The following is a 21,793-nucleotide window of genomic DNA, read 5'->3' as shown; positions in this document are numbered from 1 at the left end:
TGGTGGCGGTGGGACGGGTCAGTCCCCGACGTTCTCCCGGATCCGGTCGGTCAGGGCGTCGGAGGGCACGTCGTGCAGGCTGCCCTGCGGTCCGGCGAGGTCGAGGGCGTGCGCGGCCGCGTGGCCCATCGCCGCGCACGGCCCCATGACGCGCACGCTCGACAGCGCCGCGGCGTCGCCGTCGATGCAACGGCCCGCGGCGACCAGGTTCGACGCGGCGGGCGGCAGCATCGAGCGCAGCGGCACGTAGTGCAGGTGGTCGGCGTCGAAGGTCTCCCAGACGTAGCCGTCGGGGCTGTCGTGCAGCTCGATCGGCCAGGCGGTGCGGGCGACGGCGTCGTCGAAGCGGACCCCGGCGCGCACCTCCTCGACGGTGAGCTGGTGGGCGGCGGCGATCCAGCGGGTCTGGCGACGGCCGGGCAGCCCGTAGGAGCGCACCGTGGCCTTGCCGAACACCTCCGGGAACTCCGCGCGCAGGAACTCGACGACCCGGTCGGCCTGCGCCTTGCCCTCCAGCTGGGCCTCGGCGGCGGCGATCGGGTCCAGCGGCGCCTCGATGTGGGTCATGTTGAGCACCGCGGTGTCGCGGCCGGGGAAGTAGAAGGCGAGGCCGTCGCGGCGGAGCAGGCCGTACTGGTCGGCCTTGGCCGCGACCCGGGCGGCGAGCTCGCCGGGCTCCGGTGCGGCACTGGTGTCCAGGTGCTCGACGACGAGCTGCTGGCTGCCGTAGATCTCCCGGTCGGGCAGGCGGCACTCCAGGCCCGCGGCCCAGGCGAGCGCGGCGTCGCCGCTGGCGTCGACGAACCCGGCCGCGGTGACGTCGACGGCGCCGTAGCGGGTGGCGAAGCGGGCGCCGAGGACACGGTCGCCGTCACGCTCGACGCCGGTGAGGGTGGCGTTGGTGAGGACCCGGATGCCGTGGGCACGGACGGTGTCCTCGACCCAGCGGCCGAGGCGCACCTCGTCGTAGCCGACGGTGAGGGTGTGGCCGGTGCGGCGGAACAGGTCGCCGCCGGCCTCGAGGTCGGCGAACATGGAGTCGAACACGCCGTGGGTCAGCTGCCGGAACTCGGGACCGTTGCCGTAGACCCCGCAGAACAGCCCGATCAGCGAGTTGACCATCTGCCCGCCGAGGACGGGGGCCGCGTCGACGAGGACGACGTCGCGGCCGAGGCGGGCGGACTCGACGGCGGCCGAGAGCCCGGCGATGCCGGAGCCGACGACGCAGACGTCGGCGGTCACCGCGTGCTCGGCCGGGTCGCCGGCGCGCAGTGGGGCGTCCCGGATCACGGTGTGGACCGGCAGGGGCGTCAGCGGGTGAGGCATGGCTCACACACTAGGAACGGGGCGCGCCACCCCGGAAATAGAACGTTCACCTGCCGGACCATCGACCGGACGAATAGTCGCAGCTCTACAGGGTCGCCGACAGCTCGACGATGAGCTCGCGGAGCCACCGGTGGGCCGGGTCCGGGTCGAGGTCGGTGTGCCACCAGAGGCGCTCGCGGATCGGTCCGGGATCGCCCGGGCAGGGCAGCACCACCAGCCCGAGGCGGTCGGCGACCTGGCGGGCGAGCCGCTCCTGCAGCAGTGCGACGCGGTCGGTCCCGGCGACCAGGTAGGGCACCGACAGGTAGCTCTCCACCCGCACCTTGATGTCGGGTTCGACGCCGAGCCGGGCGAGCTGGCGGGTCATCGGCGCGGCCGCCGACATGCCGCGGTCCGGGGCGAACGGCACCACCCAGGGCATCGCGGCGAGCTCGTCGAGGTCCAGGGTCGGGTCCGGCCCGGCGGCGACCGGGTTGTCGGCGTCGACGACGCAGACCCAGCGGTCGTCGAACAGGGCGGTGGAGCGCAGTTCGGGCCGTTCGAAGCGGGCGGCGGGCGGGGCGATGAGGCCGTCGATGAGCCGTATCGTCTCGCCGATGTCGGCGGAGAACGACTCGCGGACCAACCGCAGCCGCAGCTCGATGCCGGGGGCGCGCCGGGCCGCCGCCGCGGACAGCGCGGGCCCGAGCACGGCGACGGTGTAGTCGGCGACGAGCAGGGTGAACCCGCGCCGGGCGTTCGACGGGTCGAAGCCGTGGCCGGTGCCGAACAGCCGCTCGGCGGCCGAGCAGACGCCCTCGACCTGCTCGACGAGCTGGGCGGCGAGCGGGGTGAGGACGTAGCCGCCGGGGTGGCGGGACAGCAGGTCGTCGTCGAAGTGGCGGCGCAGCCGGGACAGGGCCGCGCTGGCGGCGGGCTGGGAGATGCCGATGCGGGCGGCGGCGCGGGTGACGTTGCGTTCGCGCAGCAGCTCGCGCAGCGAGACGAGCAGGTTGAGGTCGAGGTTGGCCAGCCGGACCGTCGGCGGGGTCGTCACGGCGCCGCAGGCTAGCCGCTCACCCCGTCCGGAGCACCCACCCGGTCACCGTGCCGTCCGCCCTGCCGCTCACCCCGGCGGAACGCGCTCGGGGTGACGCCGCGGACCCGGGTGAAGGCCGCGCTGAAGCCGAACGGGTCGGCGTACCCGACCCGGCGCGCGATCCCGGCCAGCGGCGCGCCGGGCTCGGCGAGCAGCAGGTCCGCCGCCAGGGTCATCCGCCAGCCGGTGAGGTAGGTCAGCGGCGGCTCGCCCACCCGGTCGGTGAACCGCTTGGCCAGCGTCGCCCGGGACACCCCGGTGGCGGCGGCGAGCCCGGCGACGGTCCATGCCGCGGCGGGGTCGGCGTGCAGCAGCCGCAGCGCCCGCCCGACCACCGGGTCGTGCTGGGCCGTCCACCACCGCGGACGACGTCCGTCGGGCCGGTCGAACCACTCGCGCAGGGTGCAGACCAGCAGCCAGTCCAGGAGCCGGTCGAGCACCACCTGCCGGCCGGGGGCGTCGACGGCGACCTCGGCGGCGACGTGGTCGAGCACCGTGTCCCCGCTGCCCCCGGCACCGACCCGCAGCACCGGCGGGAGCGCGTCGAGCAGCCGGGCGCCGACCTCGCCCCCGGCCGGGGAGGCCCCGGTGATCAGGGTGCTCGCGCCGCTGCCCGGGGCCGGCGCCGGGTCGTGCCAGCCGAGCCGGTGGCGGGTGCCGCCCTGGTCGGGCGTCGCGCAGTCCACGCCGCAGACGATCGGCTCGGCCGGGGTGCCGACCTCGTCGACCACGTGGAAACCGGCCGGGCCGCGCACGACGGCGGTCTCCCCCGCGGCCAGCCGCACCGGGTCGGCGCCGGGGACGAGGATCCACCCCGCGCCGGTCAGCATGGCGCACAGGGTCAGCGGTGCGCCGTCGACGAAGTGCAGCGACCAGGGCGGGGTCAGGGTGGTGCTGCCGAACAGCGAGCCGTGCGACCGCAGCCCGCGGACGAGGTCACCGAAGGGGTCCACCGCACCGAGGTTAGACGACCGGACAGGAGTTCCGGCGTCTCACCCATGTCGTCGTCCGTGCCGACGTGGTGTCGTGGACCCATGCCCACCACCGACACCCCCAGTACCGACAGCCGCACCGCACTCACCGGCGACGACCGCGTCTTCCTCGCCCGCCCGCTGCACGGCTTCCTGAGCGTCGCGGGCGGCCCGGTCCCGCCGCAGCCCCGCCCGGTCTGGTTCGAGGCGACCGACGACGGCACCGTGCAGCTGTTCACCGGGCCGGAGTCGCTGCACATCCGCCGCAGGTGCAGGGACCCGCGGGCCTCGCTCGTCGTCGCCGCGCCGGTCGGGGAACGCGAGCGCTGGGTCGCGGTCGACGGCTCCACGACCGTCGAGACGGACGGGGCACACGCGCTGGCGCAGCGGCTGGCGCAGCGCTACTGGGACCTCGACGACCCCGCACGCGCCGCGGACCTCGCGGCGATCCTCGCCGAGGACCAGGTGCGGCTGGTGATCCACCCCGAGCGGGTGCGGCGGCTGATGTTCTGACCCCGGCCCGACCCCGCCGCTCCGGGCGCGCGGCTCAGGGGGTGCGGCGGCCCGACCACGCGGGCTCGACGGCCGCCCAGTCCTCCGCCCAGGCACGGGCGAACGCACGCCCGTTCCAGGCGAAGACCAGCCGCCCGGCGACCCACACCACGGCGGCCCACACCACGGCGGTGAGGAACCCGGCGGCGACGGCCACCGTGACGGCGTCGGCGGGGGTCGACGGCGGCGGCGCCAGCCGGCCGTCGGTGCCGACCCAGGCCGGCACCCGGTCACCGACGTCGTGGACGCCGGGCAGCGTGCTGCCGCCCGAGTGCGGCAGCCCGTCGGGGCCGGTCCAGCTCAGCGTGAGCGACTGCTGGCCGGTCTGCAGGTCGCCCACCGCGCTCGCCCGCGCGGTGACCGTCGCCGCGACCGGCACGCGCTCACGGGCCTCGACCGCGCCCCGCTCCAGGACCGACCCGTGGGCCGCGGCACCGGCGAGCCACGCCACGACCAGCCCGCAGGCGGCGAGCAGCCCGAGCACCACCGCGAGCAGGTCCTCGCGACGGGACGCCCGACGACGGAGCCGGTCAGCGGGTCCCGGCTCGGAGCCCGGCGGGTCGGCTGCGCGCATCGTTCCTCCTGGGGTCGGTCACGACGGGTCCTCCCCACCACCGCGGGTGAGGGGGCGATCACCGAGGACTACCCCCGTTATCGCCCCGTGACATCCCCCCGGGACGGAGATCACGCCCACCGGACGCCGTGCGGTCCCCTTCCGTACCCGGGCGGTCGGCCGCGCAACGATCCGCCGCCGGGCCCGCCACCCACCCGTTCGCCGTGCACCGCAGCCCATTCGCCGCCGCGGGGCGCGCCCGGGCAACCGCGGCACTCCGACGGGCGTCTGCCCCGATGTCACCCGGGTGGGTGATCTGTGACGTGGAGGTGGGCATGTCCCGGACCGAGCGGCTCCATCGCCGTCGTGGCGTTCTGGTGACCGGGCTCGTGCTCGTGGCCGGGGTGGGGCTGGGTGGCACCGCGATCGCCACCGCCGACCCGGAGCAGAGCCGGGTCGCCGCGCAGGCCCACGCCGAGCCCGCCGTCCCCGGGACACCGTGCGCGGCGTCGGTGCGGGCGTGCGTGGACCTGGAGACGCGGCAGGCGTGGCTCGTCCGCGACGGGAAGGTCACCGGCGGACCGTTCCGAGTCACCACCGGGGGCGAGGGGAAGGCCACCCCGGTCGGGCACTCGTTCCGGGTGTACCGCAAGGAGGCCGACCACCGCAGCGGCGAGTTCCCCGGCCCGGACGGCCGCCCGGCGCGGATGCCGTGGTCGGTGTTCTTCGCCGACGGCGGGATCGCCTTCCACGGCGGCGACCTCAGCCGCGAGTCGGCGGGCTGCGTCAAGCTCGGCGCCCGCGACGCGCAGCGCTTCTTCGACACCCTGCAGGTCGGGGACAAGGTGCAGGTCGTGAAGGGGTCGGTGGAACGCAGGCACCGCGCGGAGGCCCACGGCCGGGCCTGAGCCGCACCGACCCGGTCCGCGGGTCAGCCCGGCAGGACGATCCGGGTGCCCTCGGGCGCCCGGTAGGCGTCGACCACCCGGTTCAGCTCGATCTGGTAGTAGAGGGTCTGCAGGCCGAACACGAAGCACAGCAGCAGCCCGACGACCGGGCTGCAGGTGACGGGCAGGCCCGCGGAGCGCTGGCTGTCGGCGATCCGCTGCCCCGTGTTGTAGAACGACACGAGCGGCGCCACGACCGTCCAGCCCAGGAACAGCAGCACCAGCAGCGGCCCGGCGACCGGCACCTGGCGGCGCCGGTCGAACTCCGCCATCTCGCGGTGGATCCTGTAGTACCAGACGAGCCCGTAGATGCCGAGGGTGATCAGCGGCAGGCCGAGCCACACCGCGACCGGGTTGCGGCGCTTCATCGCCAGCCCGACCGGGGCGTGCGGCGGCGCCGCGAGCTCGCCGGGGCGCCACGGGTCGAGTCCCGTACCCGGGCCGCTGTGGGGACCGGGCGCCGGGTGGGCCTGCGGCCCCGGCACCGGAGCTGCGTCCCCGGCGACCTCGCCGTCCGCGAGCCGGCCGTTAGCCCCGTCCGGCGCAGACCACGCCGGACCGGCCCGCGACATCAGGTCGCGGGCCGGTCCCGATGTGGTGGGAGCGGTGGTACGTCAGCTCGTGCTGGCCGCCCGCCGCGGCAGCACCCAGTTCGGGCGCGGGAAGTGGCAGGTGTAGCCGTACGGGAACTTCTGCAGGTAGTCCTGGTGCTCCGGCTCGGCCTCCCAGAAGTCACCGGCCGGCTCGACGTCGGTGCTCGCGCGGCCCGGCCAGAGCCCGGACGCGTCGACGTCGGCGATGGTGTCCAGGGCGACCGCCTTCTGCTCCTCGCTCGTGTAGAAGATCGCGGAGCGGTAGCTGCGGCCGATGTCGTTGCCCTGCCGGTCCTTCGTCGACGGGTCGTGGATCTGGAAGAAGAACTCCAGGATCTCGCGGTAGGAGATCCGCTCCGGGTCGAAGACGATCTCGACGGCCTCGGCGTGGTCGCCGTGGCGCCGGTAGGTCGCGTTCGGGGTGTTCGGGTCGCCGGAGTAGCCGACCCGGGTGGACACGACGCCCGGGCGCTCGCGGAGCAGCTCCTGGACACCCCAGAAGCACCCACCGGCGAGGATCGCGGTCTCGGTCATCAGGCTTGAACCTCCCTGTATCGGGTCTCGACGGCTACAACGGTGCGGGCACCGCCGATGTTCCGTCGCGCACGACGGGTCTCCCGGTCTCGCGCCGGCCCCGCCGATGACCGATGCTCACACACATGGGAGCGGGCACGGAGGAACTGACCACCGAGGAACGGGCCGTCGTGGAGACGGTGCGCGACTTCGTCGACCGGGACGTCCGCCCGGTGGTGCGGGAACTGGAGCACGCGAACACCTATCCCGAGAAGCTCATCGAGCAGATGAAGCAGCTCGGGATCTTCGGGCTCGCCGTGCCCGAGCCGTGGGGCGAGGCCCCGGTGTCGATGCCCTGCTACGCCCTGGTCACCGCCGAGCTGGCGCGTGGCTGGATGAGCCTGGCCGGCGCGATGGGCGGGCACACCGTCGTCGCGAAGCTGCTGGTCGCCTTCGGCACCCGCGAGCAGCAGGACCGGTACCTGCCGCGGATGGCGACCGGTGAGCTGCGCGCGACGATGGCCCTGACCGAGCCCGGCGGCGGCTCGGACCTGCAGGCGATGACGACCCACGCCCGTCGCACCGACGACGGCTGGGTGGTGAACGGGGCCAAGACCTGGATCACCAACTCGCGGCGCTCGGGGCTGATCGCGCTGCTGTGCAAGACCGACCCGGCCGCCGAACCGCGCCACCGCGGCATCTCGGTGGTGCTCGTCGAGCACGGCCCGGGCCTGACCGTGTCCAAGGACCTGCCCAAGCTCGGCTACAAGGGCGTCGAGTCCTGCGAGCTGGTGTTCACCGACATGGCCGTCCCCGCCGATGCGGTGCTCGGCGGGGAGCCCGGACGCGGCTTCGCCCAGATGATGAAGGGCCTGGAGACCGGCCGGATCCAGGTCGCGGCGCGCGCACTCGGCGTCGCCGACGCCGCGCTCGCCGACTCCCTGGCCTACGCCCAGGAACGCGAGTCGTTCGGCAAGCCGATCTGGCAGCACCAGTCGGTCGGCAACCACCTCGCCGACATGGCCACGAAGATCACCGCCGCACGGACCCTGATCCTGCACGCCGCCCGGAGGTACGAGTCCGGACAGCGGTGCGACATGGAGGCGGGCATGGCGAAGCTGTTCGCCTCCGAGACCGCGATGGAGGTCGCCCTGGACGCGGTGCGCATCCACGGCGGCTACGGCTACTCCACCGAGTTCGACGTCGAGCGGTACTTCCGCGACGCCCCGCTGATGATCGTCGGGGAGGGCACCAACGAGATCCAGCGCAACGTGATCGCCGCCCAGCTCGTCAAGCGCGGGGGCCTGGAACGCTGGTGAGCCTTCAGCTCACGCACAGTCGGCACACATCGGGGCCTGCCATGATCGCCACTCGAGGGACCGACGGCGGGGAGGGGACGGCGTGGCGGCCGGGATCGTGGAGGCGGCACCCGACGACGGGCTGAGTGCGGCACAGGTCGCCGCGGCGCGCCGGGCGGGCCGGACGAACGCGCCGGTGACCGCCGGGACGCGCGGCTACGGGCGGATCCTGCGCACCAACGTCTTCTCCTCCTACAACACGATCCTGTTCGCGATCGGCCTGGTCCTGCTGGTGCTGGGCCGCTACGGCGACGCCCTGACCAGCGTCGGTCTCGGCCTGGTCAACGCCGTCGTCGGGGCGGTGCAGGAGATGCGGGCCAAGCGGAAGCTGGACCGGCTGCAGCTGCTCGACGCCGCGGAGGTCACCGTCGTGCGGGACGGGGCCGAGCAGCGGGTGCCCGCCGCCGACGTCGTCGCCGGGGACGTGCTGGTGGTGCGGGCGGGCGAGCAGGTCGTCGTCGACGGGCCGGTGCTGACCGGGCGGGTCGAGGCCGACGAGTCGCTGCTCACCGGCGAGTCCGACCCGGTCGTCAAGACCCCCGGCGACCTGCTGCGCTCGGGCAGCCACTGCGTCGCCGGGACCGCCCGCCAGCGCGCGTCCGCCGTCGGCGCCGACAGCTACGCCGGCCGGTTGACGCTGCAGGCCCGCGCGGACACCACCGAGGCGACACCGCTGCAGCGGCGCATCGACTTCGTCGTCCGGCTGACCATGGTGCTGGTCGTGCTGATGAGCGGCGCGATCCTGGCCCAGGCGTTCCTGGAGGGGTTCTCGCTGCTGCGGGTCGTGCAGATCACCGCGGTGCTGTCCGGGCTGGTCCCCTACGGCCTGTTCTTCCTGATCGCCGTCGCCTACACCCGCGGCGCGGCGCGGCTGGCCGGGCGCGGTGCGCTGGTGCAGCAGGTCAACGCGGTGGAGGCGGTCACCCACGTCGACGTCGTCTGCACCGACAAGACCGGCACCCTGACCACCGGCGCGCTGCGCCTGGACGGGCTCGACCCGCTGGACGGGACCGACCCGGGGCCGGTGCTCGCGCGGTTCGCGGCGACGGTGGCGGACCCGAACCTCACCTCCGGCGCGCTCGCCGCGGCGCTGCCCGGCACGCCGTGGGAGCTGCGCGACGAGGTCGCGTTCACCTCGTCGCTGCGCTGGTCCGGGCAGGTCACCACCGGCGGGGAGGCGTTCGTGCTCGGCGCCCCGGACGCGCTCGCGCCGCACCTGGGCGACCCCGACGCCGTCGCCGACCGGGTGGAGGCCCGTGCCACCGCCGGGCTGCGGGTGCTGCTGCTGGCCCGGGCCGCGCGGGCGGGCGCCGGGCTGCGCGACGACGACGGCCGTCCCACCCTGCCCGCCCTGGAGCCGGTGGCGCTGGTGGTGCTGTCCGACGAGCTGCGTCCCGGCGTCGCCGACGCCCTGGAGCGGTTCGCCGCGGACGGGGTCGCGGTGAAGGTGCTCTCGGGCGACGACCCGCGCACCGTCGCCGCGCTCGCCGCGAAGGCCGGACTCGACGTGGGTGAGGCGGTCGCCGGGTCCGAGATCGAGGAGCTCGACGACTCAGCCGGGGGCCGGGCCGCGCTCGACGCGCTCGTCGCCCGGACCACGGTGTTCGGGCGGGTCACCCCGGAGCAGAAGGAGCGGGTCGTCGCGAGCCTGCGCCGGGGCGGTGCGCACGTCGCGATGCTCGGTGACGGGGTGAACGACGCGCGTGCCCTCAAACGGGCCCACGTCGGCGTCGCGATGCGCAGCGGCTCGGCGGTGACCCGCGACGTCGCCGACATCGTGCTCGTCGACGACTCGTTCGACGCGCTGCTGCCGGCGCGCACCGAGGGCCGCCGGATCATCGACGGCATCGCCGTGTCGATGTACGTGTTCCTCACCCGGGTCGCCACCCAGGGCCTGGTGATCATGGCCGTGACCATGCTCGGGCTCGGGTTCCCCTACTCCCCCACCCAGGTCGGGCTGACGCTGCTGACCGTCGGCGTGCCCACGCTGTTCCTGACGCTGTGGGCGACGCCGTCCGAGCCGGACCCGGACCTGCTGGGCAACCTCGCCCGCTTCGTGGTGCCGGCGTCGGTGGTGACCGCGGGCGCGGGGACGGTCGTCTACACGGTGCTCTACCAGGGCATCCTGCAGGGCTTCACCAGCGGGCGGACCCCGGCGCAGGTGATCGACCAGTTCCAGAGCTACACCGGGCTGACCTACGGCACCGACGCCGACTTCGCCGGTGCGGCCGCGACGCTCGGCGCGCAGACCGGGCTGTCGACGTTCGTGGGGCTGGCGTCGTTCGTGCTGATCCTGTTCCTGCTGCCGCCGCACCGGTTCCTCGCGGCGTGGACGGCGCCGGTGTCCGACCGTCGCCCGGCCTGGCTGGTGCTGGGCCTGATCGTGGTGTTCGCGGGCGTGGTCGGGACCCCGACGCTGTCGTCGTACTTCGGGCTCACCGGCGCGGCGCGGCCGGTGTTCCTGGTGGTGCTGCCGGTCCTGGTCTGCTGGTTCGCCCTGATGTGGGTGGTGCTGCGGTTCCGGTTGATGGACCGGATGCTGGGGACCGACCGGCTGCCCGGGCGGGTCGGTCAGCCGCCGTCCTGACGGGCGGAGTCCGGCGGGGCGGGCACGGCGGTCTTGTTCTCGTTCCCGGTGGTGGCTGTGTCGGTCTCGGTCTCGGTCTTCGTGCCGGTGCCGGTCTCGGTGCCGGTGCCGGTTGCGGCGGAGGCCGGGGCCGCGCCGTCGACGGCGGTGACCGGGGTGCCCGCGGCGACGTCGTCGACACCGGAGAACCGGCGGTCCCGCAGGTCGATCTGCTCGCCCAGGTAGCGCAGCAGCACCGCGACGACGGCCGCGACCGGCACCGCGAGGAACGCACCGGCGATCCCGGCGAGCGACCCGCCCGCCGTCACCGCCAGCAGCACGACGGCACCGTGCAGCTTGAGGCTCTGACCCTGCAGGAAGGGCTGCAGCACGTTGCCCTCGATCTGCTGCACCGCCACGACCAGCACCGCCACCGCGACCGCGGTGCCGAAGCCCTGCGTGACCAGCGCGATGAGCACCGCCAGCGAGCCCGCGACGACCGCGCCGACGATCGGGATGAACCCGCCGACGAAGGTCAGCACGGCGAGCGGCAGTGCCAGCGGGATGCCCAGCAGCACCAGGCCGATGCCGATGAACACGGCGTCGATGAGGCTCACCAGGGCCTGGACGCGGATGAAGCCGCCGAGGACGTCCCACATCCGGCGCAGCACCTCGGCGATGTGCCCGCCCGCGCTGCGCCCGGTGATCGAGGTCAGCCACGGCAGGAACCGGGGCCCGTCCTTCACGAAGAAGAACGTCAGCACGAGCGCCAGCACCAGCGAGATCAGCCCGGACGCCAGGGTGGACACCCCGGTCAGGACGCCGCCGGCGATGGCGGTCGCGCTCTGCTGCAACTGCTGGGTGACCTGGTTGACGATGTCACCGATCTGACCGTCGCCGAGGTTCAGCGGTGGCCCGGACACCCACTGCTGGATCTGCCCGAGCGCCGCGATCACCCCGGAGGCGATCTGCTGGGTCTGCCCGGCGATCGACGGCGCGATGCTCACGAACAGCCCGGTCACCGCGGCGATGCCGACGAGCAGCACGATCGCCGAGGCCGCCGCGGCCGGCACCCGCCACCTGATGAGCAGCGCCGCGGGCGGACGCAGGACGGTGGCCAGCAGGATCGCGAGCACGACGGGCCAGACGACGACCCACAGCATGCCGATGACGTAGCCGACGATCACCAGTCCGACGGCGATGAGCGCGACCCGCAGGCTCCACGCCGCCAGCCAGGTGAGCCCGTTGCCGATGACGGTGCCGCGGCTGGCGGCCGGGGCCGTCGGCGACGGGCTCAGCAGCCCGCCCCCCGCCGGGTCCCGCCGCGCCCCACGGTTCTCGGCGCGCGCGGCCGGTTGCGACCCCGAATCCATGACCCACTCCGTTCGTACCGGTCGACCTGCGGCGGGAACCCTAGCGGCGCAGGAGCCCCGGTGCCCGCCGCAACGCCCACGCCACACCCCGGAGGGCGCTCAGAGGTCGTCGGCGAGATGGCGGAACCCGGCGGGCCGGTCGCGGTGCAGTGTCCACAGGGTCCCGGCGAGTACGGCGGGGTCCTTGCGGGGGTGCCCGGGCTCGATCGCGCCGGGGACGATCAGCTGGGCGACGTGCACGCCGTCGCCGGCCAGCTCGTCGTGCAGCATCGCCGCGAAGGCGCCGAGCCCGGCGAAGGCGATGGAGGTGCCCGCCACCCGCGACGACGGCCGGGCCCCGCTGCCGCCGTTGACGAACAGCACCGTGCCGCGGCCCAGCGCGCGCATCCCGGGCAGCACCTGGTGCACGGCCGCGACCGGCCCGTACACCGACATCTCGACCGGCCCGACGAGGTCGGCCGGGGTGGTCTCGAGCAGCGGCCGCAGGAAGTCCTTCTGCGGTGCGGGGCTGTACTGCAGCACCTCGACCGGGCCGACGGTCTCCGCGACCCGTTCCAGCGTCGCGGCGAGGGCGGCGGGGTCGCGGGCGTCGGCGGTGAAGGGGTGCGCGGCGACGCCGTCGTCGGCCAGCTCGGCGGCCAGCGCCTCGGCACGGTCGCGGCGCCGTCCGATCAGGGCGACCTCGAACCCCTCGCGCCCGAAGCGCCGGGCCGCCGCCGCACCGAGTCCCGGTCCGGCACCGACGATCGCGATGGTGGTCATGGCGTGATCATGCGGGTCGTGGCGCGGAGGCGCACGGTCCGCGGTGCCCGCGGGGTCAGCCGCCCGACAGCAGGGTGAGCCGGTCCGCGACGGCGCCCAGCTGCGTGCTCATCCCGTTGAGCTCCTGGGCGGCGTCGCCGAGCAGCCCGGGGTCACCGAGGGAGGCGCCCGCGATGCAGTGCCGGGCGGCGTCGGCGCCCGCGGCGAGCCCGTCACGCCAGTACACCTGGGCGACGGCGTCCGGGATCGCCGGATACGCCTGCGCGGAGGCGACCTCGTCGCGCAGGTCGCGGCAGGCCTCGGCCAGCGCGACGGTCCCGCCGCCGGACCCGGCGCGCGCGATGTCGCGCAGGGCCTCGGTGATCGCGGTGACGTGCACCTGACCACCCGCGGCGCGCCAGTCGCCGACCGCGGCCGTCGCGGTGGCGGCGTCGTCGATCCCGCGGCCCGCCGCACCCGCGGCGCCGACGACCACCGCGAACACGACGAGCATCCCGGCGATCCCGGCGGCCAGACCCGCGCCGACCGCGAGCGGACGACGGCGGCGCGGCAACAGCGTGGCCGGGAAGCCGGGCAGCCTCCCGTCGGCGCCGGGCCCGGCGGCGGGCTCGACGACGACCGGGGCCGGGGTGAACCAGGGCCGCTCGGGGGCCGGGGCGGGCGGCGCGGGGTCCGCTCCGTCGCGGGGTGCGGGGACGGCCGCCCACCAGGGCGCGGTGCCGTGCCGCGGCGCGGTGGTCGGCGGCGCCGGGCGGGGCTGCGGGACGGCGATCCGGTGGGCGGACACCTCCGGCTGCGGTGCGACGTGGCGGTGGCCGTCGACCTCCGGCCGGGTCACGGCCTCGCCCCGCGGGGCGCCCCGCTGCGCCGGGACGGCGATCGTGGGCGGGGTCTCACGCAGGGCGTGCCGCGGGCGGTACGACGTGCCGTCCATGACGTCCCCCTCTCCGGCGTGCGGGCGCTTCACGCAGTGCATCGCGCCGGCGCCGAGATCGTCACCGACTCCCCGACAGTGTCACCAGAAATGGCGACCCGCGCATGCGCTGGGCGCCGTCCACCGTTCACCCGACACTCGTAGCATCGCGTCCGTCATGGCCGATCCCGTCCGTCCGCTGCGCACCGGCGCGGCCGCCCCGTCCGCGCACGTCGCACCGGGCCGGACCACGGTGCCGCGCTACGCCGGCCCGGCCGGCCGCGGCGACGCGCCGCACCTGGTCGTCGTCGCCGGGTCCGCGCCGGATCCCGACCTCGGGCCCGCCGACCGCCTGGTCCGGCTGCCCACCGGCGGGGACCCGGCGGGCCTGCTGGACCGGGAGCTCGCGACGCTGGTCACCGGCACCCGGATCCTGGTCACCGGCCCCGAGACCGTCGTGCAGGCCGTGCGCGCCGCGGCGCTGCACCGGGGCGCCCTCGACGCGGAGCTCGTCCTGGTCCCGACCGACATCACCGACTCCACCCGGGACCGGACGGTGCACTGCGGACACTGCCACCACCGCGTCGTCGTGCACGCCGACGTCGGGGACGCCGTGGCCTGCCCCGGCTGCCGGCTCGTGCTGCACGTCGCCGGACACCACTCGCGCCGGCTCGCGGCGTTCCTCGGCGCGCCCACCCCGGAGCGGGCGCCGTGAACCGGCCCGCCGTGCACCTGCGGGTCGCCGCGGTCACCGACGCCGCGCCCGGCGTCCGTTCCCTGGAGCTCGCCGCCGCACCGGGGACCGGGCCGCTGCCCGCGGCCCCGCCCGGCGGCCACATCGGCGTCGAGTGGGCGCCCGGCCGCTGGAACTCCTACTCGCTGACCGCGCCGTCCCCCGCACCCGACCGCTGGCACGTCTCGGTCGCGCGACGCCCGGACTCCCGCGGCGGCTCGGTGTGGGCGCACGGTCTCGCCCCGGGCGATGCGGTCGTGGCGACGACGCCGCGCACCTCGTTCCCGCCGGTCGACACCGCACGCCACCACCTGCTCGTCGCGGGCGGGATCGGGGTGACCCCGATCCTGTCCCACGCCCGCTGGCACGCGTTCTGGGGGAACCCGTTCACGGTGCTCACCGTCCACCGCCCCGGTCCCGCGCCACACCGCGACGAGCTGCGCGCGCTCTGCGGGGACCGGCTGGTGGAGGCCACCGGCCGCGTCGAGGCCCACGCCGCGCTGGAGCGGCTGCTGACCACTGCGCCGTTCGGCAGCCACGTCCACACCTGCGGCCCGCCCGGTCTGATCGCCGCGGCCGCGCGGACCGCCCGCGCCGCGCACTGGGTCGACGCCCGCATCCACGCCGAGGCGTTCGTCGCCGAACCCGGGCCCGGTACCCCGTTCCGTGCGGTGCTGCGCCGCAGCGGTCGCACGGTCGAGGTCGGTGCCCGCGAGACCCTGCTCGACGCCGTGCACCGCGCCGGGGTCGCCGCGCCCGCGATGTGCCGGCGCGGGGTCTGCGGCGAGTGCGTGACACCCGTCGTCGACGGTCGGGTGGAGCACCGCGACACGGTCCTGACCGCCGACGAGCGCGCCGACCGGATGGCGCTCTGCGTGTCCCGCGCCGCCGGGCCCGCACTGGAGCTGGACCTGTGAGCGGCGTCGACGACTACCCGTTCCCGCTGCCGCACCCGACCTACCGGATCAGCGCGAACGTCGAACCGGCCGGGGTGGAGCGCCGTACCGAGGCCGGCTCCTGGGGCGCGCGGATCGTGCACGACGGCCCGGACCGTCCCGCCGTCGCCGCCGAACGTGCGTCGACCCTGAACCGCGAACCCGCCCGGTTCGTCGCCGCACCGCACGCCCGCGCGACCTGCTGGGACGCCTGCCTCTACCTGCTCGGGCGCCTCGCCGCCGAGCAGCCCGGCACCTGCACCCTGACCCGCACCCCCGGCCGGCCCGGCGGCACGGGTGGGTGGCGGTTCCGCGACACGGCCACCGGCACCGACCAGGAGTTCGTGTTCGGCGACGACGCCACCCTGCCCGAGCACCCGTTGCGCTGGGTGTCCCGGCTCGTCGCGGAGGACGTGGTGGTGCTCGGCGCCCGCGACGACGCGCTGTGGCTCGACGCCGGTGCCGTCGCGTTCGCCTCGGTCTGGTCGCTCGGGTTCGACGCCGGCATGAGCTTCCGGGAGCTGCACGGCCCGGTCCCCGGCAACGGTCCCGGTGGGGTGTTCGAGCGCGCCGAACGCTTCCTGCTCCAGCTGCACCCCGGCGAGGCCTACCGCCGTCTGAACTGGGGGCTGCAGCCCGACGACCGCCGCGACCTGTCCCTCGACGCCGCCCCGCTGTGGCAGCCCGCCCGGACCCGGCTCGACCTCACCGACCCCGGCCGGCAGATCCACCTGCGCACCGAGGTGCAGCACCTGGTGCGGCTGCCGCTGACCGGCGCGGTGCTGTTCCTGATCGGTGTCCGCCTGCTTCCGCTCGACGAGGTCGCGCGGGTACCGGCCTGGCGCGAGCGCCTCGCGTCGGTCCTGGAGACGCTGCCGCCGGAGGTCGCGGAGTACAAGGAGCTGGAGCCGCTGGCCTCGATCGCCGCGGGATGGTTGCGCGCCGGATCCTGACCGGCAACGGCGGTGGCGGCGGCGGGCACACCGCACCGCCCGGCCGCCCACCACCCGGACTCGGCCGACAGCAACTAGCCTCGCGCGCCGTGACCGACGCGACCCGTACCACCGTGCTCGACCTCGTCGCCGACCCCGGGCTGCCGACCGAGCTCGCCCACCGGCTCGTCCGAGACCTGCCCGCCGCGCTCGAGGAGCACGACGACGCCCGCTGGGAGGTCCGCCTCGCCGACGAGCCGATCGTCCTGGACGAGCGCGGCGCGCTGCCCGCCCTCGACATCGGCGACCGGGTGCGCGAGCGGGACGGCGCCGACGCCGTCGTGCTGCTCACCGACCTGCCGCGCCGCTCCGGGGCGGACCCGGTCGTCGCCGACGGCGGGACCGGGCACCGGGTGGGCCTGGTGTCGCTGCCCGCGCTGGGCGCGATCAACCAGTACCGGCGGTGCCGCGACACGGTGGTCCGTCTCGTGACCGGGCACCTGGTGCCCCCCGCCCGCGCGGGCGCCGAGGGGAGCGGGGCGCCGGACGCCGGTCATGCGGGGCCACTGACCCGCATCGACCCGGGGCCCCGCGCCGGGACCGACGGCGACCACCGCCACCGGGACCGCGACCGCGATCGGGGGCGCGCGGACGGCCACGACGCCCGGCGCGGGCCCGCGGACGACGCCGACGCCGGCAGCGGCGGGGTGGAGGACGAGATCGACGTCCGCCTCGCGCTGACCGGGCTCCGCGGGCGGGTCCGGCTGCTGGCCGGGCTGGTCCGCGCGAACCGTCCGTGGCGGCTGGTGCCGAGCCTGTCCCCCGCCATCGCCGCGGCGGCGGCCGGGGCCGCGTTCGGGATCTTCTACTCCAACATCTGGGAGCTGGCGACCGCGCTCGGGACCGCCCGGCAGGTGACGGTCATGTTGATCGCCCTGGTCGGGATGACCGCGTGGCTGATCCTCGACAACCGGCTGTGGGAGTCGCGACGGCACCGCTCGCTACGCGAGGAGATGGTGCTGTCGAACCTCTCGACGGTGATCACCGTGGCGTGCGGGGTGCTGGCGATGTTCGCGCTGCTGTTCGTGCTGGCCCTGGTCGCGGCGGTCCTCGTCATCCCGCCGGACTACCTCTCCTCGACCCTGATGCGCGAGTCCGGTCCGGACGACTGGATCATGATCGCCTGGCTGTCGACGTCCATGGGGACGGTCGCCGGGGCACTGGGTTCCGGGTTCGCCGACGACGGGGCGGTCCGCCAGGCCGCGTACAGCCGCCGGGAGCAGGAGCGGCGGGCACGGCTGGACCGGGCCGACGACGGTGACCGCGGCAGGGACACCCCGGCCTGACCGGCACCGGCGACGCGCCGGGGCCGCCGTGCGGTGCGGTGCGGTGCGGTGCACCCGGAACCTGCGTGGATCCGGCGGGTCAGCCCCGGACGAGGGCGTTCCGCAGCACGCGCAGCGCCGCGGCGTCCCGCGCCTGCCCGTCCGCGGCGGCGTCGAGCCGGGCGACCAGGTCCGCGGGCAGGTCGAGCACGATCCGGACCGGCGCCACGTCCGACGTCGTGCTCGGGCTGCCGACGTCGTCGCCCCCGGCGCCGCCGGAATCCGTCACCGCGGCCGTGGGTGCCGCCGACTCCGCCGCGTCGGCCCGCGCACCGGCCGACGCGGTGCCGTGGGCCGCGGCCCGCGTGCCCGTGTCCCCGTCGGACGCGGGCCGGGGCCCGGTGGCGGCGGGCTCGTGCCCCCGGCCGCGCAGGACCAGGGCCAGTACCGGCAGGGCGATGGTGCCGAGCGCGTCGACGATCCCCGCGACGCCGAACCAGCGCCAGTACCACTCGCTGTCGCCGACCTCGCCGTCGGTGATCACCGGCAGCGCCAGCATCGTCGCGACGACGGCGATCGCGGCCAGCGTCAGCCCGAGGCCCGCACGGATCACGGTGCGGCGCCGCTCGGCGAGCAGGAGGAGCAGGTTCGCGTGTGCCAGGCTGATCGCGACGATCGTCGCGACCAGCAGGCCCTTCAGCACCGAGCCGTCGCCGTCGCCCTCGAGGAGCCCGTCGCCGCCCCAGACCAGCCACAGCGCGGCTCCCGCGGCGACGACGCTCGCCGCCAGGCCGGCGAACCCGAGGGCCCGCACGGCGCGGGTGACGACGGCGAGGTGGCAGAGCGCCGAGGTGCCGAACGCGGCGACGATCAGGGTGGTCGCGACGATGCGGGCCTGCAGGTCACCGAAGCCACCGCCGAGCAGGGCGACGATCCCGCAGAGCGAGGCGACGAGCAGCGAGGCGACCACCGCGACGATCATCGCGCGGCGGGCCCCGCGGACCGGGGAGGCAGCTGGTGCGGTCATGCCGGCGAGGCTAGGGCCATCCGGGGCGGCCGGGCCTCCGTAGGGCTACGGCATCCCCGCGAGCAGGGTCGCGACGCCCTCCCGGTGCTGGGCGACGGCGTCGTCGTCCCGCCCGCGCCGGGCCCGGCCCGCCGCCCGGGACGAGACGAGTACGGCCTGCGTCCGCCCGTCCGGGCCGGCGATCTCGACACGGCCGAGGTCGTGGCCGGTGAGCAGGTCCATGGCACGGGCCAGCGCGTCGGGCGGGAGCGGCGCGTGGACGTGCAGCCGGGCCCGGGCGCGGCGCAGCCGGTCGGAGCTCCACGGGCCGGTGTCGGCGACGCCGTAGTAGAGCTCGTCGAGCCGCGGGTCGCCGCCGGGCAGCCGGACCCGGACGTCGCGATGGGTCTGGTTCAGCACCGCGTCGACGATCTCCACCAGCGCCCACCCGTACGCGTCCGCGTCGACGGTGGCGAGCACGTCCGGAACCGCGCCGGGCAGCGGTGCGCCGCGCACGCCGGGGTCGGGGACGAGCGCGGCGATCCGGATGCGTTCGCCGTCCTTGCCACCGCCGACGGCGTCGTGGTCCTCCGGGCGGCCACCCCAGTCGGGTCCGTCGTGCCAGGCCACCGCGGACGGTTCGTGGACGAGCAGCGCGCCGTTGTTCCAGGCCCGGTAGGCCAGGTCCCAGTCCTCGCCGCCGTAGCCGACGTAGCGCTCGTCGAAGCCGCCGAGGTCGTCGAACAGGCTGCGGTGCAGGGCGAGCACGGCGCTGATGACCAGCTGCCAGTCGGTACCCGACGCGTCGAGCAGGTCGCGGGTGCGGCGGTAGCCGTCGGCGAGCCAGGCCGGGTCGGGCAGCTGCGGCGCGGCCGCCGGGTCGCCGCCGGGGGCGGTGCCGGACAGGTCCGCGTGCCGGCGACGCCCGACGGCGAGAACGTCCGGGCAGGCCGCGATCCGCGCGGTGAGCGCCGCGACGAAGCCGGGCCCGGGGACGGTGTCGGCGTCGAGGAACACCAGGACGTCACCCTCGACCTGCGCGGCGCCGCGGTTGCGCGCGGCGGCGGCGCGGAACCCGCGGTCGTCCTGGGTCACCACCCGCACCGGGACCGGCCCCGCGAGCGTGGCCGGGTCGGGCGGCTCGGGGGAGCCGTCGTCGGCGACGACCACCGACACCGGCGGTCGGGTCTGCGTCTGCAGCGCGGCGACGGTGCGGGCCAGCTGCGCGGGCTGGCGGTAGTGGCACACCACCACCCCCACCGACGGCGGCGGCCCGATGTGCGGCGCGAGCAGGTCCCAGCGGTTCCCCGGCACGCTCACCGGGCGACCATCCTCCGGTAGAGGGCGGCGTGCCCGGCCCCGGCGTCCGGCCAGTCCGGGACCGGGCCGCGGGTCGCGCCGGACCGGGCCAGGGCGTCGGCGACGAGGGCGTCGCGGCGGGTGTCGTCGTCGTAGAGCGCCACCGCGCCCGGGGCGGCGGCGCCGACCTCGTGGGCATAGGCACCGGCCGCGGCCAGCGGGTAGCGGCCGTGGGCCAGCCACGCCAGCAGCGAGCCGCTGGCACTGACGGTGCGGCTCGGCGCGACCGGGACGGTGACCGCCGCCGCGGCCGCGGCGAGCGCCGCCGGCTCCAGGTATCCGGTGAGGATCCAGTCCACCCCGCGGGACCGGGCGTACCCGGCGAGGGACCGGGCGAGCTCGTCGTGCCCGTCGGACACCGCCCCCGCGGCGACGACCGCGGGCCGGTCCGGGTGCGCCGCCGCCGCGTCGATCACGGCCTCGTGTCCCTTGCCGGGGTAGACGAACCCGAGCACGCCGAGCGTGAGGCGCCCCGCCCACCCCGGGGCCTGCTCGGCGGGCACGACGACCGGCAGCGGCAGCGGCAGGGTCACCGGGTCGGGCGCGCCGAGCGCGCGGGCCTTGTCGGCCTCGTGCCCCGCGGACACGACGACCGCGTCGGCGACGGCGACCACCCGCCGGTAGCCGTCGGACCGGCGGACGTCGCGGGCCGGGTCGGGGTCGGCGCCGGGCAGGTCGTGCAGGGTCACGACGAGCGGCCGTGGCAGGACCTCCGCCTGCTCGACGAAGGCGTCGGCGGCCGCGGCGACCCCGGCACCCCACAGTGCGTCGGTGAACTGGGCGTGGGTGAGGTCGGCGTGGCCGGAACCGACCGGGACCACGCCGTCGGCGACCACCGCGGCGGCGACGGCGGCGGCGTGCCGGACCACGCCGTGCCCGGACGCCCCGGGCGCGACGACCCGCACGGTGACGGTCACCGCGCCACCCCGGCCAGGACGCGGCGGTACTCGCGGGCGTGGGCGTCGGCGACCTCGGCGCGGCGCCGTTCCCGGTCGCCGGGGTCGGCCCGCCAGGCCGGACGGGTCCGGTGCGCCAGTGCGACGGCGGCGCCGAGCGAGGCGCGGTCGGGGCCGTCGTCGGTGAGGGTGTAGGTCAGGCAGGGCGCCTGCTCCCGGAAGTGTCCGACGTCGGGCACCAGCGCGGTCGTGCCGAGGTCGTGGCAGGCCTCCAGCCAGCCGGAATGGGTCCCCCACCGGTACGGGAGCACCGACACGTCGAGCTCCTGGAGGTAGGTGTGGAGGGCGTCGTCGTCGAACGGGGGGTGCACCCGCAGCTCGAGGCGGGGCTCGTCACGCAGCGCGTGCGCCACGGCGCGGCCACGCGCGTCGTCGTGCGCGTCGACCCGCAGCCGGACGTCGGGCGGGGCGGTCGCGGCGAGCGCGCGGGCCACCCCGACCGGGTCGGCGTTGGTGCGGTGGCTCTTGGCGTGCAGACCGACGACGAACCCGTCGGCGCGGCGGGGCCGGGGACGGCGCAGCCACTCCGGCCCGACGACGGCCGGGTGCCCCAGCACCAGAGCCTCGCGGCCCCAGCGTTCCCGGATCCGCGCGGCGGCCCCCGGGGTCAGCGTGACGAGCCCGGCGGCGGCCGGTACCAGCACGTCGAGGGCCGCGGCGTGCGGCGCGGGGTCGGCGTGGTGCGGGTTGCGCAGGTCGTGCACGGTCAGCACCAGCGGGACACCCGTCTCCCCCAAAGCCGCGACGAGTGCGCGGAGCTGGTCGGGGGTGCGGTCGTCGAAGCCGAAGTGCACGTGCAGCAGGTCGACGTCCGCGGCGTGCGCGCGCAGATGGTCGGCGTCGAGCCACGGCGAGGGCCACCACACCCCCGGACGGGCACCCGGGACCGGCGGGTCCGGGAGCCGGACCACCTCGGGGTGGTGCAGCGACGCCACGTAGGGATGGGCGGTGGGCACGGACGCCACGCGCACGCGACGGCTCCTCTCCTCGGGTCCCCCGGGATGCCCGTCCGGGCGCGGATCAACCGCACGGGTCACGATGA

General features: G+C 76.1%; 21 protein-coding genes. 8 read left to right on the top strand and 13 right to left on the bottom strand.

Annotated elements, in window-relative coordinates:
* Positions 1-18: 18 nt before the first annotated feature.
* From MTO91_RS12655 to MTO91_RS12645, 3 genes are all read right to left on the bottom strand, one after another.
* Positions 19-1,326, bottom strand: a complete 1,308-nt coding sequence (locus MTO91_RS12655; RefSeq protein WP_476654613.1) for an FAD-dependent oxidoreductase — start codon at positions 1,324-1,326, stop codon at positions 19-21.
* A gap of 85 nt (positions 1,327-1,411) precedes the next feature.
* Positions 1,412-2,362: a LysR family transcriptional regulator gene (locus tag MTO91_RS12650; protein WP_062394618.1), complete on the bottom strand. Its 951-nt coding sequence runs from the start codon at positions 2,360-2,362 to the stop codon at positions 1,412-1,414.
* Positions 2,363-2,373: 11 nt separating this feature from the next.
* Positions 2,374-3,357, bottom strand: coding sequence for an AraC family transcriptional regulator (locus MTO91_RS12645; protein ID WP_476654612.1), 984 nt, complete (start codon positions 3,355-3,357; stop codon positions 2,374-2,376).
* Between the two features lie 81 nt (positions 3,358-3,438).
* Here MTO91_RS12645 and MTO91_RS12640 point away from each other — a divergent pair, with 81 nt between their 5' ends.
* Positions 3,439-3,888: a pyridoxamine 5'-phosphate oxidase family protein gene (locus MTO91_RS12640; RefSeq protein WP_476654611.1), complete on the top strand. Its 450-nt coding sequence runs from the start codon at positions 3,439-3,441 to the stop codon at positions 3,886-3,888.
* A gap of 34 nt (positions 3,889-3,922) precedes the next feature.
* Here MTO91_RS12640 and MTO91_RS12635 read toward each other — a convergent pair whose 3' ends face one another.
* Positions 3,923-4,501 carry an Rv1733c family protein gene (locus MTO91_RS12635; protein ID WP_251782835.1) on the bottom strand — a complete coding sequence of 193 codons (579 nt, stop codon included), beginning with the start codon at positions 4,499-4,501 and terminating at the stop codon, positions 3,923-3,925.
* 314 nt (positions 4,502-4,815) lie between these two features.
* Between MTO91_RS12635 and MTO91_RS12630 the strand changes: the two genes are divergently transcribed.
* Positions 4,816-5,388, top strand: a complete 573-nt coding sequence (locus tag MTO91_RS12630) for a L,D-transpeptidase (protein WP_476654610.1) — start codon at positions 4,816-4,818, stop codon at positions 5,386-5,388.
* A gap of 23 nt (positions 5,389-5,411) precedes the next feature.
* Here MTO91_RS12630 and MTO91_RS12625 read toward each other — a convergent pair whose 3' ends face one another.
* Both MTO91_RS12625 and msrA read right to left on the bottom strand, forming a co-directional pair.
* Positions 5,412-5,912, bottom strand: a complete 501-nt coding sequence (locus tag MTO91_RS12625) for a DUF4234 domain-containing protein (RefSeq protein WP_476654609.1) — start codon at positions 5,910-5,912, stop codon at positions 5,412-5,414.
* Positions 5,913-6,041: 129 nt separating this feature from the next.
* Positions 6,042-6,554 carry a peptide-methionine (S)-S-oxide reductase MsrA gene (gene msrA, locus MTO91_RS12620; protein ID WP_073575069.1) on the bottom strand — a complete coding sequence of 171 codons (513 nt, stop codon included), beginning with the start codon at positions 6,552-6,554 and terminating at the stop codon, positions 6,042-6,044.
* A 125-nt stretch (positions 6,555-6,679) separates the two neighbouring features.
* On the opposite strand from msrA, the gene MTO91_RS12615 reads away from it, so the two are divergent.
* Complete coding sequence (locus tag MTO91_RS12615) at positions 6,680-7,852, top strand: acyl-CoA dehydrogenase family protein (RefSeq protein ID WP_476654607.1); 1,173 nt, start codon at positions 6,680-6,682, stop codon at positions 7,850-7,852.
* A gap of 82 nt (positions 7,853-7,934) precedes the next feature.
* Entirely contained in the window at positions 7,935-10,478 is a 2,544-nt protein-coding gene (locus tag MTO91_RS12610; protein ID WP_476654605.1) for an HAD-IC family P-type ATPase, read from the top strand.
* On the opposite strand, the gene MTO91_RS12605 is transcribed toward MTO91_RS12610, so the two are convergent.
* The 3 genes from MTO91_RS12605 to MTO91_RS12595 form a co-directional block, all read right to left on the bottom strand.
* The gene (locus tag MTO91_RS12605; protein ID WP_476654604.1) at positions 10,463-11,830 is read right to left on the bottom strand and encodes an AI-2E family transporter; all 1,368 of its coding nucleotides are present in this window, start codon (positions 11,828-11,830) and stop codon (positions 10,463-10,465) included. The genes MTO91_RS12610 and MTO91_RS12605 overlap by 16 nt on opposite strands.
* Before the next feature lie 99 nt (positions 11,831-11,929).
* Positions 11,930-12,592 (bottom strand): SDR family NAD(P)-dependent oxidoreductase, encoded by a 663-nt coding sequence (locus tag MTO91_RS12600; RefSeq protein WP_100877922.1) that lies wholly within the window; start codon positions 12,590-12,592, stop codon positions 11,930-11,932.
* A 55-nt stretch (positions 12,593-12,647) separates the two neighbouring features.
* Complete coding sequence (locus MTO91_RS12595) at positions 12,648-13,526, bottom strand: hypothetical protein (protein WP_476654602.1); 879 nt, start codon at positions 13,524-13,526, stop codon at positions 12,648-12,650.
* Positions 13,527-13,683: 157 nt separating this feature from the next.
* Here MTO91_RS12595 and MTO91_RS12590 point away from each other — a divergent pair, with 157 nt between their 5' ends.
* The 4 genes from MTO91_RS12590 to MTO91_RS12575 all read left to right on the top strand — a co-directional run bounded on the left by MTO91_RS12590 (position 13,684) and on the right by MTO91_RS12575 (position 17,451).
* A complete protein-coding gene (locus MTO91_RS12590) occupies positions 13,684-14,220 on the top strand; it encodes a dimethylamine monooxygenase subunit DmmA family protein (protein ID WP_476654600.1) in 537 nt (178 codons plus the stop codon).
* Positions 14,217-15,155 carry a PDR/VanB family oxidoreductase gene (locus MTO91_RS12585; RefSeq protein ID WP_226369467.1) on the top strand — a complete coding sequence of 313 codons (939 nt, stop codon included), beginning with the start codon at positions 14,217-14,219 and terminating at the stop codon, positions 15,153-15,155. Before MTO91_RS12590 ends, MTO91_RS12585 begins: the two co-directional genes overlap by 4 nt.
* Positions 15,152-16,126 (top strand): heme-dependent oxidative N-demethylase subunit alpha family protein, encoded by a 975-nt coding sequence (locus tag MTO91_RS12580; protein WP_476654598.1) that lies wholly within the window; start codon positions 15,152-15,154, stop codon positions 16,124-16,126. The genes MTO91_RS12585 and MTO91_RS12580 overlap by 4 nt, the downstream gene beginning before the upstream one ends.
* Before the next feature lie 89 nt (positions 16,127-16,215).
* Positions 16,216-17,451 carry a hypothetical protein gene (locus tag MTO91_RS12575; RefSeq protein ID WP_357546994.1) on the top strand — a complete coding sequence of 412 codons (1,236 nt, stop codon included), beginning with the start codon at positions 16,216-16,218 and terminating at the stop codon, positions 17,449-17,451.
* Between the two features lie 79 nt (positions 17,452-17,530).
* On the opposite strand, the gene MTO91_RS12570 is transcribed toward MTO91_RS12575, so the two are convergent.
* Genes MTO91_RS12570 through MTO91_RS12555 form a run of 4 tightly spaced genes read right to left on the bottom strand, consistent with a single transcriptional unit; the run spans position 17,531 to position 21,722 of the window.
* On the bottom strand, positions 17,531-18,457 hold the full coding sequence (locus MTO91_RS12570) for a hypothetical protein (RefSeq protein WP_476654597.1): 927 nt from the start codon (positions 18,455-18,457) through the stop codon (positions 17,531-17,533).
* Between the two features lie 45 nt (positions 18,458-18,502).
* The gene (locus tag MTO91_RS12565) at positions 18,503-19,756 is read right to left on the bottom strand and encodes a glycosyltransferase family 2 protein (RefSeq protein WP_476654595.1); all 1,254 of its coding nucleotides are present in this window, start codon (positions 19,754-19,756) and stop codon (positions 18,503-18,505) included.
* Complete coding sequence (locus MTO91_RS12560; RefSeq protein ID WP_476654593.1) at positions 19,753-20,712, bottom strand: hypothetical protein; 960 nt, start codon at positions 20,710-20,712, stop codon at positions 19,753-19,755. The genes MTO91_RS12565 and MTO91_RS12560 overlap by 4 nt, the downstream gene beginning before the upstream one ends.
* On the bottom strand, positions 20,709-21,722 hold the full coding sequence (locus MTO91_RS12555; RefSeq protein ID WP_346108207.1) for a glycosyltransferase family protein: 1,014 nt from the start codon (positions 21,720-21,722) through the stop codon (positions 20,709-20,711). The genes MTO91_RS12560 and MTO91_RS12555 overlap by 4 nt, the downstream gene beginning before the upstream one ends.
* Positions 21,723-21,793 lie beyond the last annotated feature (71 nt).

The organism is Pseudonocardia sp. 2-7, assembly GCF_056341085.1.
This window is presented reverse-complemented; position numbering and strand designations above follow the sequence as displayed.

What these genes read in the sequence shown, in the direction of transcription:
- MTO91_RS12590 (WP_476654600.1), top strand. Translation starts at nt 13,684, where the DNA reads ATGGCCGATCCCGTCCGTCCGCTGCGCACCGGCGCGGCCGCCCCGTCC.
- MTO91_RS12630 (WP_476654610.1), top strand. Translation starts at nt 4,816, where the DNA reads ATGTCCCGGACCGAGCGGCTCCATCGCCGTCGTGGCGTTCTGGTGACC.
- MTO91_RS12640 (WP_476654611.1), top strand. Translation starts at nt 3,439, where the DNA reads ATGCCCACCACCGACACCCCCAGTACCGACAGCCGCACCGCACTCACC.
- MTO91_RS12655 (WP_476654613.1), bottom strand. Translation starts at nt 1,326, where the DNA reads ATGCCTCACCCGCTGACGCCCCTGCCGGTCCACACCGTGATCCGGGAC.
- MTO91_RS12595 (WP_476654602.1), bottom strand. Translation starts at nt 13,526, where the DNA reads ATGGACGGCACGTCGTACCGCCCGCGGCACGCCCTGCGTGAGACCCCG.
- MTO91_RS12605 (WP_476654604.1), bottom strand. Translation starts at nt 11,830, where the DNA reads ATGGATTCGGGGTCGCAACCGGCCGCGCGCGCCGAGAACCGTGGGGCG.
- MTO91_RS12570 (WP_476654597.1), bottom strand. Translation starts at nt 18,457, where the DNA reads ATGACCGCACCAGCTGCCTCCCCGGTCCGCGGGGCCCGCCGCGCGATG.
- MTO91_RS12635 (WP_251782835.1), bottom strand. Translation starts at nt 4,501, where the DNA reads ATGCGCGCAGCCGACCCGCCGGGCTCCGAGCCGGGACCCGCTGACCGG.
- MTO91_RS12615 (WP_476654607.1), top strand. Translation starts at nt 6,680, where the DNA reads ATGGGAGCGGGCACGGAGGAACTGACCACCGAGGAACGGGCCGTCGTG.
- msrA (WP_073575069.1), bottom strand. Translation starts at nt 6,554, where the DNA reads ATGACCGAGACCGCGATCCTCGCCGGTGGGTGCTTCTGGGGTGTCCAG.
- MTO91_RS12600 (WP_100877922.1), bottom strand. Translation starts at nt 12,592, where the DNA reads ATGACCACCATCGCGATCGTCGGTGCCGGACCGGGACTCGGTGCGGCG.